11 protein-coding genes are annotated in these 14,015 nt (G+C 29.9%); 1 reads left to right on the top strand and 10 read right to left on the bottom strand.

All coding sequences use genetic code 11. The annotated features are described in order from the left end of the window. Nucleotides 1-120: 120 nt before the first annotated feature. The 4 genes from OCV55_RS05530 to OCV55_RS05515 all read right to left on the bottom strand — a co-directional run bounded on the left by OCV55_RS05530 (nt 121) and on the right by OCV55_RS05515 (nt 6,135). Complete coding sequence (locus OCV55_RS05530) at nt 121-1,767, bottom strand: helix-turn-helix domain-containing protein (protein WP_147580039.1); 1,647 nt, start codon at nt 1,765-1,767, stop codon at nt 121-123. A gap of 441 nt (nt 1,768-2,208) precedes the next feature. After that, complete coding sequence (locus OCV55_RS05525; protein WP_147580038.1) at nt 2,209-3,222, bottom strand: LacI family DNA-binding transcriptional regulator; 1,014 nt, start codon at nt 3,220-3,222, stop codon at nt 2,209-2,211. 72 nt (nt 3,223-3,294) lie between these two features. Beyond that, the gene (gene guaA, locus OCV55_RS05520) at nt 3,295-4,842 is read right to left on the bottom strand and encodes a glutamine-hydrolyzing GMP synthase (RefSeq protein ID WP_147580037.1); all 1,548 of its coding nucleotides are present in this window, start codon (nt 4,840-4,842) and stop codon (nt 3,295-3,297) included. A gap of 15 nt (nt 4,843-4,857) precedes the next feature. Beyond that, nucleotides 4,858-6,135: an adenylosuccinate synthase gene (locus OCV55_RS05515; protein WP_032091311.1), complete on the bottom strand. Its 1,278-nt coding sequence runs from the start codon at nt 6,133-6,135 to the stop codon at nt 4,858-4,860. A gap of 110 nt (nt 6,136-6,245) precedes the next feature. Here OCV55_RS05515 and OCV55_RS05510 point away from each other — a divergent pair, with 110 nt between their 5' ends. Next, on the top strand, nt 6,246-7,127 hold the full coding sequence (locus OCV55_RS05510) for a LysR family transcriptional regulator (protein ID WP_032091312.1): 882 nt from the start codon (nt 6,246-6,248) through the stop codon (nt 7,125-7,127). Here OCV55_RS05510 and OCV55_RS05505 read toward each other — a convergent pair. The 6 genes from OCV55_RS05505 to OCV55_RS05480 form a co-directional block, all read right to left on the bottom strand. Further along, on the bottom strand, nt 7,090-8,130 hold the full coding sequence (locus OCV55_RS05505; protein ID WP_119363246.1) for a molybdopterin-binding protein: 1,041 nt from the start codon (nt 8,128-8,130) through the stop codon (nt 7,090-7,092). The genes OCV55_RS05510 and OCV55_RS05505 overlap by 38 nt on opposite strands. A gap of 39 nt (nt 8,131-8,169) precedes the next feature. After that, complete coding sequence (locus OCV55_RS05500) at nt 8,170-8,628, bottom strand: COG2426 family protein (protein ID WP_022001761.1); 459 nt, start codon at nt 8,626-8,628, stop codon at nt 8,170-8,172. A gap of 60 nt (nt 8,629-8,688) precedes the next feature. After that, nucleotides 8,689-9,405 (bottom strand): GntR family transcriptional regulator, encoded by a 717-nt coding sequence (locus OCV55_RS05495; protein WP_227391855.1) that lies wholly within the window; start codon nt 9,403-9,405, stop codon nt 8,689-8,691. A gap of 76 nt (nt 9,406-9,481) precedes the next feature. After that, complete coding sequence (locus tag OCV55_RS05490; RefSeq protein WP_147580035.1) at nt 9,482-11,332, bottom strand: ABC transporter ATP-binding protein; 1,851 nt, start codon at nt 11,330-11,332, stop codon at nt 9,482-9,484. After that, on the bottom strand, nt 11,325-13,547 hold the full coding sequence (locus OCV55_RS05485; RefSeq protein WP_147580034.1) for an ABC transporter ATP-binding protein: 2,223 nt from the start codon (nt 13,545-13,547) through the stop codon (nt 11,325-11,327). The genes OCV55_RS05490 and OCV55_RS05485 overlap by 8 nt, the downstream gene beginning before the upstream one ends. Next, nucleotides 13,534-13,998 carry a MarR family winged helix-turn-helix transcriptional regulator gene (locus OCV55_RS05480; protein WP_032091317.1) on the bottom strand — a complete coding sequence of 155 codons (465 nt, stop codon included), beginning with the start codon at nt 13,996-13,998 and terminating at the stop codon, nt 13,534-13,536. Before OCV55_RS05480 ends, OCV55_RS05485 begins: the two co-directional genes overlap by 14 nt. Nucleotides 13,999-14,015 lie beyond the last annotated feature (17 nt).

The raw sequence follows: 14,015 nt of genomic DNA, 5'->3' as shown, positions 1-14,015 counted from the left end.
TATTATTGTATGTCCATACAAGAAAAAAAGTAATGCACTAAATAGGCAAACCTTTTACTGCTATTTTGTCAATTTAGTGTAATAAAAAACAACGAACAATATTTTTGTCCATTGTTTTTTTTACATGTTATGTATTATATCAAAAATGATTAATCCATTCCATAATGAAAGTAATTCTATGTTGTCATCAAAATTAATATTTGTAATCTCTTTTATCTTTTTAATGCGATAAGAAGCTGATCGATATTGAATCATTAAATCTAGAGATGTCTTTTTGACACTTAAATTATTTCTTATGTATGAATTTAAAGTATGTAATAACTCTGTATTATGTTTTCTATCATAATTATCAAGTTTAGTAATTGTGCATGGTACATATTTTTTTAATTTATTTATGTCATCCAATTCAATAAAGGATTGGAATATTCCTAATTTTGAATAATAAACAATTGATTTATTTATCTCTCCAGTAATCCTTCTAGCTATTTTTATAAATTTCATTGCTATTCTTGATTGTTTATATGAGTTTTTTAAATTTCTATATCCTTTAACGATTTCTCCTACACCAACATTAAAATTTGTGTTTTGATCTCTTTTGCTGATACTTTTCTTTACAATATCTATCAGCTCATTTAATCGTTTCCTACTATCATCATCTTCTTTATCAGAATCCATTTTTTGTAACATAACGATTTGAGATACATTTTTATAGATGTGATCTTTAGGATAAAACATTGATATTTGATCAGCAATAATGTCAACTTCATCTAATTGCTCTAATGAATACTTTTCCTTTTGATCTTCTGGAATAGAATGAAATGATACAACACGATAATAGGCATCTTCTTTAAGATTTAACATATTAGCAGCTTCAGTAGTATCATCATAATTTAATTGACTATTTACTAAATTAAAGAAAATATCTCGATGATACTTTTTATGGATTTCGTTTTTTGCAAAGTCAAATGTGAATGAATACCTTAATGCATCAATCGCATTTTCAATCGCAACAAAATCAAAATTTGTTAACTTTCTATTTTTTTCATCAATCACAATTTTAATAGGTATATTTCCTATAAAAGTAATAGGTATAATATATTGATTATATTTTCCAACATCTTGTTTTAAATAATTATACCTCAATCTTATCTCTGGACTATATTCTTTAATGTTATCTAATAAATCAAAACTACTTTTTTCTTCATATGTTGTAGCAAGACAACTCAAATTTTCATAATACATTGAAATTGGATTATCAATTATTGTATAAAGAAGCTCTATAATATTTTTAGGTGTTGCCTCCTTATGGAAAATATATTCTTTAAGGTTATCATTTGTAACTTTGTGATACTTTAATAATGCCATTTCTTGATCAAAAACATTATCTAATATATATCTAATAATATCCCAATAATAATTTTGTCGAAGTAATTCAAACAGGGCAACCTCATTTTCAATACATAATCTTTTAAGTATATCTAGTTTGATATTAAAATTTTTTATGTTTCCACTATTTTTTATAATAAATCCAGATACACCTTTATCTATCAAATTTTGTATATGTGTTTCATACTGAGAAATTGTACAACTTTCATATATGAAAAAACTTGTAAGAAGTATTTCTCCTCCTTCTATGTACTTTTCCATATTTTCAACTTCTATGATTTTAATACCTTTTATTTCATTATCCAATCCTTTTTGTTCACTTAACAGTTTTAAATGGAATTTTCTTTGTAAATCTTTCATTTCTTGTACCAATAATACCATCTATTCTCTCCCCCCCCCCACGAATTTTATGATATTCTTTTCATCATTAATATTGCGTTATTTAATAATTGTATTTATAGACCATGCATAATGTAAATAATTTTTTATGATTTATATAAAAAATGCATTTTTTCATTAATAACATGATACTCTATAACAGACAAATTAAATTCACAATATAGTAATATATATAACATATTATTAAAAATAACTATAATTATTTTCAATAACTGCAAAAAAATTTCTCATAAACAACTACTGTGTTCAAAAAATAGATTTTTGTTGATATTAAAAAAATAAGCAATCTTTTTCAGATTACTTACTTAATATGATGTTTCTCATTATAAACTTTTAAAATAAAATTACTAATTAATAAAGTCAAAAGTCCAAATAATTCTTAAGAATAAAAATCCAATTTCATCTTTTGTAAAACCTAAAGAATCAGTCTAGATTATATTTATTATAAATATGAATAGGAAGATAGTTTTTTCCTTTTGGAAGTTCTGTTCCATAAATCAAATGTTCGCATACTTTATGTACACATTCATAGCTTTGCATATAAGCACTTTGATCAATGATATAAGTAACTTTCCCCTGTTTTAATGCTTCCTTATTTTGTGGCATTAAGTCAAATCCTAAAATATTGATATCATTATAACCTGTTTGTGCTACAACTTCTCCCGCATTTGCAAGCCATGAATCTACCATGACAATTGTCTTATAGTATTTCTTTGAAAGAATTTCTTTTAAAAGCTTATTTGATATTTCAAGCTTATCTTCTGTATAAATTACATTACTTAATAGAATTTCTGGATATTGTTTCATTGTATCAAGAAATCCATTGACTCTTTGTGATTGTGAATGAATTGTTTTTGAACCAGAAAGAATTAAAATATTTTCTCCTGACCTTGTTAGATTATGCGCAAGTCCTGCAAGACAAGTTCCTGCGTTATAATCATCAATTCCAATAAAACCTATTCTATAAGAATCTTCTAAATCAATATTTAAAGTCATAACAGGAATTTTTTTTGCAATTTGATTTACTTTTTTTACAATACGTTTTGTTTGTAATCCCGCTATAATTAAAGCATTTACTTTGCTTTCTAATTCATCAAGTACATTTAAATATTCTTCTTCGTCTACACCATTAATATGTCTAAAATCAACTGAAATTGGATAATCTCTAAATTGAGAGATTGCTTCTTTCATTCCTGAATGAATCAATTGAAAAAATGAATTTCCTTTTTCAATCATAATCATTCCTATTGTAAGTGGTGTTTTAGAAACAGCTAAAGCTCTTCCTAACATATTTGGATGATAATCATTTTCATCCATAATATCACGTATTCTCTTTTCTACTTCGGGAGCAACGCGTCCTCGTTGATGAATAACACGATCAACGGTTCCTCTAGAGACACCTGCAAGTTTTGCGATTTGTGTAATTGTAATACTCATAGAATTTTTTCTTTTTAGTGAATATAAAATAGTGGGATTGTTTCAATAACAACCCCAACTATCTCACTTCAATTATTCAAACTCAATTGTTCCTGGAGGTTTACTTGTAATATCATACATTACTCTGTTTACCCCACGAACTTCGTTTATAATACGTGACATGACTTTATTTAATACTTCATAAGGAATTTCTGCAGCTTCTGCTGTCATGAAATCAATAGTATTAACCGCACGTAAGGCGATTGCATAATCATAAGTTCTCTCATCACCCATAACTCCTACAGAACGCATGTTTGTAAGAGCAGCAAAGTATTGACCGATTGAACGATCTAATCCTGCATTAGCAATTTCTTCTCTATAGATTGCATCTGCATCTTGCACGATTTTTACTTTTTCAGCATTGACTTCACCAATGATACGAATACCAAGACCTGGTCCTGGGAATGGTTGTCTAAATACTAAGTATTCAGGAATTCCTAATTCTAAACCAACTTTACGTACTTCATCTTTGAATAAATCACGTAATGGTTCAATAATTTCTTTAAAATCAACATGATCTGGTAATCCACCAACATTATGATGTGATTTGATAACCGCAGATTCTCCACCAAGACCACTTTCAACAACATCTGGATAAATTGTTCCTTGTACTAAGAAATCAACTGCTCCAATTTTCTTTGCTTCTTCTTCAAAAACACGAATAAATTCTTCACCAATGATTTTACGTTTAGCTTCCGGTTCAGTAACATCTTTTAACTTTTCATAATATCTTTCTTGTGCATTTACTCTAATGAAATTTAATTCATAATTTCCATCAGGTCCAAAGACAGCTTCTACTTCATCCCCTTCGTTTTTACGAAGTAAACCATGATCTACAAAGACACAAGTTAATTGATTACCAATGGCTTTAGAAAGTAAAACGGCTGCAACAGATGAGTCAACACCACCTGATAAAGCACATAATACTTTACCATTACCAACTTTTTCTTTGATTGCTTTGATTTGTTCTTCAACGAAAGAATCCATGCGCCAATCACCAGCACAGTTACATACATCTAATACGAAATTAGAAAGCATTGTTTTACCATATTCACTATGTAAAACTTCCGGATGAAATTGGATTGCGTATAAATCTTTTTCTTTATCTTCACAAGATGCTACTGGACAATCTTTTGTATGTGTTGTAATTTCAAAACCAGGTGCAATTTTTGAAATATAATCAAAATGTGACATCCAAACTGTAGATGTTTCAGGAACATCTTTTAAAATTTTAGATTGTGGTTGATCAACTAATAAAATTGATTTACCATATTCTCTTACATCTGCTCTTTCGACTTTTCCACCTAAAACATGTTGCATTAATTGAGCACCATAACATAAACCTAATACAGGAATACCTAATTCAAATAATTCTTTAGAATAAGTTGGTGAATCTTCTAAATAACAACTATTTGGTCCACCTGTTAAAATGATTCCTTTAGGATTCATTTCTTTAATTTTTTCTAAAGGTGTTTTATAAGAATAGATTTCACAATAAACATTGCATTCACGAACACGACGAGCAACTAATTGATTATATTGCCCACCGAAATCCATGACAATGACTAATTCTCTTTTCATGAAAGACCTCCTTTATTAAAATTTAATATCTTTTAAAACAACTGTTTGTTCTCTATCTGGTCCAACACTGAACATTCTTACTGGACAATGAACAAGTTCTTCGATTTTACGAATATAATTTTGACAATTTACTGGTAATTCTTCAAAAGATTTTACATGTGTAATATCTTCTTTCCATCCTGGTAATTCTTCATAAACAGGTTCACATCTTTCAATATCTTTAACAGTTGCAGGTAAACCATAAATTTCTTTACCATCTAATTTATAAGCTTTACAGATTTTAATTGTATCAAATCCACTCATAACATCTAATAACATTAATGAAATACCTGTTAAAGAAGACATTCTTCTTGATTGATTAACAACTACTGCATCAAACCAACCAGTTCTTCTTGGACGTTCAGTTACAGTCCCATATTCATGTCCTCTTTCTCTAATTAAATCACCTGTTGCATCATTTAATTCAGTTGGGAATGGTCCTGATCCAACACGAGTTGTATAAGCTTTAATAATTCCAATTGCTTCTTTGATATATAAAGGTCCAATACCAGCCCCTTCAGATACCCCATTAGCTCCTGGATGTGATGATGTAACAAATGGATAAGTACCATAATCAATATCTAACATAGCTCCTTGAGCTCCTTCAAATAAGACTTTTTTATCTTCTCTTAAATATTGATCTAATAACATACCTGTATCACAAACTAAAGGCTTAATAATTTTAGCGTATTCTTTGTATTCTTCAAAAATTTCTTCTACAGTAAACATGTCTTTTAATTCAGGGTATTCTGCAACTTTCATTGGGAAAGTTTCTTTTAATCTTTCTAAGAATAATTCTTCATCAACGAATTCTCCCATACGAATACCAATACGACTATATTTATCTACATAAGCAGGTCCAATACCTCTTTTTGTAGTTCCAATACTTTTATCACCTTTTCTCTTTTCTTGTAATTCATCAATTTCAAGATGATAAGGTAAAATCACATGACAACGATCTGAAATTCTAATTTTGCTTGTATCAATACCACCATCATTTAAATATTTCACTTCTTCTAAAAATGCTTTAGGATTAACAACCATCCCATTTCCCATGATTACTTCATGCCCAGAGAAAATACCTGATGGTATTAATTTTAAAGCAAATTTCTTACCACCATAAACAATGGTATGACCTGCATTGTTTCCTCCAGCATAACGACATACAACATCTGCTTTTTGTGCAAGATAATCGGTAATTTTTCCTTTACCTTCATCTCCCCACATACTTCCTACAACAACTACACCAGCCATAATTCATTTCCACCTTTCTATCATTGGCTTTTTCATACATTTTTATTATATGCTATATTTTAATATAAGTAAAATTAATATATAATATATTTGATATAAGGAGTACTAATATGATAAAACTAGAACAATATAAGATATTTAACGAAGCAGCATCTACCCTTTCTTTTTCAAAAGCAGCAAAGAATTTATTCATTTCACAATCCGCTGTTTCTCAAACAATCCACGCTTTAGAAAAAGAACTCAATACCCAACTCTTCATTCGTTTAAACAAAGGCGTTACTCTTACTAAAGAAGGTATGCTCCTTCATAAAAACATTACTGAAGCCCTTGCTTTAATTACCAGCGTTGAAAATGAACTTTCTCATTATAACGAATTACTTTCAGGACAGTTAAATATTGGTGCTGGTGATTCAATTTGTGAAAATTACTTAATTGATTTATTAAAACAATTTCATCATCTTTATCCAACAATCAAAATCAATGTTGTCAATGGAACTTCTATTGAAACAGTTGAACATTTAAAAAATGGAACGATTGATCTTGCCTTTATCAATCTTCCTTTTGATGATGAAAGTCTAGCGATGAAAGAATGTTTAACAATTCATGATATCTTTATCTCTAAAGAAAAAGATGATCATCTTTACAGCTATCAAGAAATTGCGAAAAAGAATCTTATTCTTTTAGAAAAATCAAGTAATTCAAGAAATTATATTGATAAATACTTTGCTAAACATGGAATTTTATTAAATCCTGAAATGGAATTAGGAGCGCATCACTTACTCTTAGAATTTACTCATGCCAATTTAGGAAATGCGTGTGTTGTTAAAGAATTCTCCCATGATTTTTTAGATAAAAATAAAGTTTATGAAATACAATTAAAAAAGCCCCTTCCTTCAAGAAGCATTGGCTATGCTTATCTTAAAAGAAGAAGCTTATCACAAGCAACTTTAAAGTTTATCGAATTAATTGATCAATTTGATAAATCAATTTAGATTCTAATTTAGATAAAGAAAGACTCGCTTTGACAAGTAAAGGAATATCGAAAGATATTTCTTTTTCTTTATATTTTAATAACACATGAACAATTTCACCTAATGGATGTTCCTTCAAAGTTAAATGAATAAAGACTGGCCCTCCATTATTAACAAAATAATCACTTAATAAAAAATCACATTCATTTAAAATCGTAAAACCATTGACCTTTTTCATCACTTCTTCAAACAAATTAGGATTTTCTACAAGATAACCCTTTAATTTTTCTTCAATCATTTTCTTTGTTTGTTTAACAAATTCATCGGCTTCACTTTGATGTTTTGCTTTAACCCCTAGTCTTACCCTTACATACTCTTCAGAAGCATACAAAGCAATAGAAATATCTTTTTGACTTTGAACAATATCATCAATCAAAGTAGCCGCTGCTGATTCACCAATGCCTTGTGTTACTAAATCGTACGTATAAATTTTCGCTTGACGATATTTTTCTAAATAAGGTTTTAGTTGATGATCAACTACATAAGTCATCTCTTTAGGGGGTCCAGGAAGATTAACAATCATTTTTTTATCTTTAGACATCACACAACCATTGGCTGTTCCAATAGGATTATCTAACACATAACAATTTTTAGGAAAGTAAGCTTGTTTAAAGTTATTATCACTAACTTTATCAAGTTGTGTTACAAAGCAACATTTATCATTGACTTTCTTCGCTTCATCTTCATCAAAAATCATTTCTAATCCTAAATATTTTGCTGATAATTCTTTCGTAAGATCATCTTCAGTAGGTCCTAATCCTCCTGTGGTAATAACACAATCGCACCCTCTATTAAAAGCGATATCTAAACAATCTAAAAATCTTTGGGGATTATCTCCCACCACTGTTTGAAAGAAAACATTAAAACCTAATTCTTTACACATTTTTTGTAAATAGGTTGCATTGGTATTGACAATTTCTCCAAGTAACAATTCTGTTCCAACATTAATAATTTCTACGTTCATACACGTCCTCCTTACAAAAAAAGAAGTATAAAGATACTTCTAAATTAATGAAAATCCTAAAAAGCTAACCACCATCATAATTACACCAGCAAGTAAAACTCCTAGCATAACGGCAATCGTTGTTGATTTAAAATCCATATCTAAAATACTAGCTGCAAGTGTTCCTGTCCATGCACCTGTCCCTGGAAGTGGAATTCCTACAAATAATAATAAAGCAACAAAAGTACTTCTTCCTACTTTTTCTTGAAGTTTCTTTCCACCTCTTTCACCTTTGTCTAAACACCAAGTGAAAAATTTACCAATAACTGGTTTATCACAACCCCATACTAAAACCTTTCTAGCAAATAAATAAATAAAAGGTACAGGTACCATATTAGCAAGAATACAAACAATATAAGATGGAATAATTGGTAATCCTAATCCTTGAGAAACAGGAATTGCTCCTCTAAGTTCAATTAAAGGTACCATTGATATTAATGCAATATATAAATAATTCATCTAAAATCTCCTTTTTAACATTCTCATTATAACAAACCAAACGGATTTGACAACATCCTTTTATTTTCTACGATATGCAACTTGGTTAAAAGTATACTTGTCTACACGATAATAAGTATACCCATATTCAATACATTTACCATTATGTAAGCATGTAATCGATAAAACTCTAAGCAAAGGTGTCACCGGATCAACTTGTAAATATTTTCCTAGTTCTTCACCCGCTAAAACCGCATCAATTTGTTGATCGGAAAAAGCAATATGTAAATTGAGATCATTTTCAAAATGATTAAATAAAGATGTACTGGATACTTCTAAAGGAATATCTCCTGTTAAATCATAATTACAGTAATCATCTTCAAAACATAAAGGCTCTCCGTTTACAAGTCTTACACGTTTAACGTGCCATACTTTATTATCTTCTAAAGCCATTTCTTTTTTCATTAAATCTGTAGCTTCTTCAAGTTCATTTAAAACAACATGACTTGTACAATCTTCTTTTTTCTTAGCACAGTCTTCTGTAACACTGTTTAATCCATCAAAACTTTTAAATCTGGATTTTTTACAAACAAATGAGCCAACTTTAGGAACAGAATAGATTATGTTTTCATTGATTAACTCTGTTAAAGCTTGGCGCACTGTCATTCGGGTAACACCAAAAAGTTCACACAAAGCATGTTCACTTTCAATTTGTTCATTTTCATTATATTTTTCATCTTCAATATTTTGAATAATATATTCTTTAATTTTGACATATTGTGGTTTTCTTTTCACCATAACATCATCCCCTCGGCTTGTACTATACCATATATAAACATGTTTTGAAAAGAAAAAGAAGCAAATTTCTTTGCTTCTAAATTTCGCTACCTTCAAATTGTGATTGATAAAGTGAGGCATAGAATCCACCTTTTTCTAACAATTCATCATGATTACCAATTTCTACAATGTCGCCATCCTTCATGACAATGATTGTATTAGCATCACGAATCGTTGATAGACGGTGTGCAATAACAAAACTTGTACGTCCTTCCATTAATTTTTCCATACCTTTTTGAATAAGCACTTCTGTACGTGTATCAACTGAAGAAGTTGCTTCATCTAAAATAAGAATTTTAGGATCTTTTAGAAACGCTCTAGCAATCGTTAATAATTGTTTTTGTCCTTGTGAAATATTTGATGTTTCTTCATCAAGAACCGTATCATAACCATCTTCTAAGGTATTGACAAAATGATCTACATACGCCATTTCACAGGCATTTTTTACTTCTTCATCACTGGCATCTAATTTACCATACATCAAGTTTTCCTTAATTGTTCCATTAAAAAGCCATGTATCTTGTAAAACCATTCCAAACAAACTTCTTAAATCATGTCTTGAAAAATCTTTAATATCATGACCATCGATCATAATTGAACCTTTATTTAATTCATAAAAGCGCATCAACAATTTAACAATCGTTGTTTTTCCTGCTCCTGTTGGACCAACAATAGCGACTGTTTGTCCAGCATGAACATGCATATTGAAATCATGAATAATTGTTTTTTCTGGAAGATAACCGAAGTTTACTTGATTGAAAGTAACTGAACCATGTAATTTTTCAACTTCATCTGTTTCAATTTTAACTGTTTCAGGTTCTAATTCTTCTTCCTCTAAGAATTCAAAAACACGTTCCGCAGCGGCAGCTGTACTTTGTAACATATTCATTGTTTGAGCAAGTTGGGCAATTGGCTGATTGAATTGGCGTACATATTGGATAAAGGCTTGAATATCACCAATCGTAATCGTATTACCCCCTGCTAAAAAACCACCTAATAAACAAACACTTACATATCCTAAGTTTCCTACAAAGTTACTTAATGGTTGCATTAAACCTGATAAAAATTGAGATTTCCATGCTGAATCATAAAGCGCATCATTATATTCATTAAAAGTTTTAACAGAATCTTCTTCCCCATTAAATGCTTTGACAACATCATGAGCACCATACATTTCTTCAATATGACCATTAACATCTCCTAAGCTTTTTTGTTGTCTGCTAAAATACTTTTGAGAATGTTTCATAACAAACATAATAAGTAACATGGAAAGTGGTAAAACAAGTACAGCAATCAATGTCATCTTTACAGAGATGGTAAGCATCATAATAAAGATTCCTACAACTGTAACAGAAGATGTAATCACTTGCGATAAACTTTGATTGAGTGATTGTGCAATTGTATCAATATCATTGGTTACCCTACTTAAAGTATCTCCACTAGAATGTTTATCAAAATAACTTAAAGGCATTCTTGACATCTTCTTAGATAAAGAGCTTCTTAAATCATAAGCAACTTTTTGTGAAATCGAAGATGTAATAAATCCTTGAATAAAACTAAAGAGTGCACTGACAAGATAGAAACCAACAAGAATCAAACAGATCATACCAATATAATCAAAATCAATTCCACCGGTATTTGTTACCTTGGCCATAATTCCTTCAGATAATTTATCTGTTGCTTTTGCTAGGATCTTTGGTCCTACAATCGTAAATACTGTTGACCCAACTGCAAAAATAATAACAACAGCTAATTTAAAATAATAAGGTTTTAAATAAACAAATAATTTCTTTAATGTTCCTTTAAAATTCTTGGCTTTTTCACCATTACCTCTCATTCCTCGACCCATTGGTCCACGAGGCCCTTGTCTTCTTCTTTCATTACTCATGACTTAGTTCCTCCTTAGATAATTGAGAATAGGCAATTTCTTGATAAACCTGACATGATTTCATTAGTTCACCATGTGTTCCTTTACCAACAATTCTTCCTTCATCAAGGACAATGATTTGGTCTGCATCCATAATAGAAGCAATACGTTGTCCTACTAGTAAAACTGTACTTTTTGTCTTTTTAACAAGTTGATTTAATTCTTGACGAAGTTTAGCATCTGTTTTGAAATCAAGTGCTGAAAAACTATCATCAAAAATATAAATATCTGGATTTTTTGCAATAGCACGAGCAATCGCAAGTCTTTGTTTTTGACCACCAGAAACGTTTGTTCCACCTTGTGAAATTTCCATATCAAAACGTTCTTCTTTTTGATCAATAAATTCTTTTGCTTGAGCAACTCGAATCACTTCTTCTAATTCTTCATCTGTTGCCTCTGGTGCACCATATTTTAAATTAGAACGAATTGTTCCAGAAAATAAGTTTCCTTTTTGAGGAACAAGTCCAATACGATCACGTAATTCATGTTGTGTCATCTCACGAACATCAACCCCTGCAACCTTAATACTTCCTTCACTGACTTCATAAAAACGAGGTACTAAATTAATAAGTGTTGATTTTCCTGAACCAGTAGAGCCAATAAAGGCTGTTGTTTGTCCAGGTTTAGCAACAAAATCAATATCTTTTAAAACCGGTTCACTTGCCCCTGGATAAGCAAATGAAACATGATTAAATTCAACAAGTCCTTTTTTACTTTCATCTAAAGCAACTGGATTTGTTGGATCTTGAATCGTTGGCTTAGTTTCAATGATTTCATAAACACGATTAGCAGCAACACTAGCTCGAGGTAACATAATAGCAATCATTGCAATCATTAAAAAGGCCATAATAATTTGCATTGCATATTGCATAAAGGCCATCATTTGTCCAATTGCTAAATTACCTAAATCGATTTGTTTAGAACCATAATAGACAATTACTAAAGTAACGACATTAAAGATAAACATCATAATTGGCATAATAGAAGCCATTGATCTATTAACAAATAAGTTTAAATTTGTAACATCTTTGTTGGCTTTATCAAAACGATCTTCACTATGTTTTTCATTACCAAAAGCACGAATAACAAGCATTCCTGATAAATTTTCACGCATTGTGAGATTTAAACAGTCAATTAAATTTTGAATAATTTTGAATTTTGGCATAACAACTGCAAACGCAACCGCCATCACACCAAAAATAACAAGAATAACAACTGCAATGATCCATGTCATTGATGGTGATTCTTTTAAAACTTTAATTAAAGCTCCAATACCAATAATTGGTGCAAAACATACAATACGTAAAAGCATCATTGTCACCATTTGTACTTGAGTAATATCATTTGTTGTACGTGTAATAAGTGACGCTGTTGAAAAATGATTAAATTCTTCGTTAGAAAAGCTTTCTACTTTTTCAAAAACATCTTTTCTTAAAGCACGCGCTACACCAGCACCAACTTTTGTTGCAAAGAAAGCAACTGAAATTGCAGCCACTGTTCCAAGTAAAGCAATTCCTAACATCTTTAAACCTGTTTTAAAAATATAATCGGTTTGTACTTTGTCAATGTCAGCACCTAATTTTTTATATTCAGCTTTAACACCATTACCGGCTGCAATTTTTAAAGTACTTTCACCCATTGTATCTATTCTTGTATCCATGTCTTCAAACATCTTTGATTTTTGACTTTCATCCATAAAAGAAATCGCATCATAAACACTCATATTTGGAGGTAATTGTCCAAATTTTTCTTGATACTCTTTACTAGAAGTATCCATACTATCAAGCGAAGTAATAATTAACATCGGTTTCATTAAAATATCTTCTAATTCACTTTCTTCATCACTTGATAAATCTTTCAATTGATAAACTGTTTTCCCTTTAGCCTTAGGAAATGTATCAATGATATCTTGATTGACTTTACTAACTTTTTTATAATCTTTTTTTACTGTTTTTTGATCCTTTTGATCAACAAACAATAATAAATGTTGATAAGTTTCTTCCGTTAAAACATCTGAAACAGGTGAAGCAAATCCCCCTGCTTGAATTCCCACTGAAACAATATCACTCATATAATCTGGTAAAGTTAATTCTGTTTGTGCTTGTACAAACAATAAACAAATACAAGCAAGAATTAAATACCAGAATTTCTTTAAATATCCTTTAATCTTGAACATCTAACTCCTCCTTCATTAAACGAATATTCTTTTCAAAGATTTGACAATACGTTTTCATTCTATCTAAATCTTCTTTATTTATTCCATCAAACAAACGTGTTGTAAACATTTTAATACCATCTTTACAACTTTCAATTTCTTTATTTCCTTTTTCTGTAATATGCAAAGTAATATTTCTTTTATCTTGCTTACTTACAATTTTTTCAATAAAACCCGCCTTTTCTAAACGTTGTAATCTTACTGATAATGTAGCTGGTGTAATTTTTAAACGTTCTGCAAGAATTTTTTGATTAGGATGACCAAAATGATCAATCAGACCTAACAAATAACATTGATCAGCTGATAAGCTTTGTATATTACTTTTTTTACTTGTGAACTCATGAATATTTTTATGGAGAGATTTAAATTGTAGAAAGATCTCTTTAATATCCTCAAATTCCAATGGATCCATAAGATGCCTCCTTTTAT

The organism is [Clostridium] ammoniilyticum (assembly GCF_025566905.1).
Lineage (GTDB): Bacteria > Bacillota_I > Bacilli_A > Erysipelotrichales > Coprobacillaceae > Faecalibacillus > Faecalibacillus intestinalis.
The sequence above is the reverse complement of the archived record's forward strand: the minus strand, read 5'-3'. Positions and strand labels throughout refer to the sequence as shown.

Coding starts and splice junctions, on each gene's coding strand:
- OCV55_RS05530 (WP_147580039.1), bottom strand. CDS start 1,767: ATGGTATTATTGGTACAAGAAATGAAAGATTTACAAAGAAAATTCCAT.
- OCV55_RS05525 (WP_147580038.1), bottom strand. CDS start 3,222: ATGAGTATTACAATTACACAAATCGCAAAACTTGCAGGTGTCTCTAGA.
- guaA (WP_147580037.1), bottom strand. CDS start 4,842: ATGAAAAGAGAATTAGTCATTGTCATGGATTTCGGTGGGCAATATAAT.
- OCV55_RS05515 (WP_032091311.1), bottom strand. CDS start 6,135: ATGGCTGGTGTAGTTGTTGTAGGAAGTATGTGGGGAGATGAAGGTAAA.
- OCV55_RS05510 (WP_032091312.1), top strand. CDS start 6,246: ATGATAAAACTAGAACAATATAAGATATTTAACGAAGCAGCATCTACC.
- OCV55_RS05505 (WP_119363246.1), bottom strand. CDS start 8,130: ATGAACGTAGAAATTATTAATGTTGGAACAGAATTGTTACTTGGAGAA.
- OCV55_RS05500 (WP_022001761.1), bottom strand. CDS start 8,628: ATGAATTATTTATATATTGCATTAATATCAATGGTACCTTTAATTGAA.
- OCV55_RS05495 (WP_227391855.1), bottom strand. CDS start 9,405: ATGGTGAAAAGAAAACCACAATATGTCAAAATTAAAGAATATATTATT.
- OCV55_RS05490 (WP_147580035.1), bottom strand. CDS start 11,332: ATGAGTAATGAAAGAAGAAGACAAGGGCCTCGTGGACCAATGGGTCGA.
- OCV55_RS05485 (WP_147580034.1), bottom strand. CDS start 13,547: ATGTTCAAGATTAAAGGATATTTAAAGAAATTCTGGTATTTAATTCTT.
- OCV55_RS05480 (WP_032091317.1), bottom strand. CDS start 13,998: ATGGATCCATTGGAATTTGAGGATATTAAAGAGATCTTTCTACAATTT.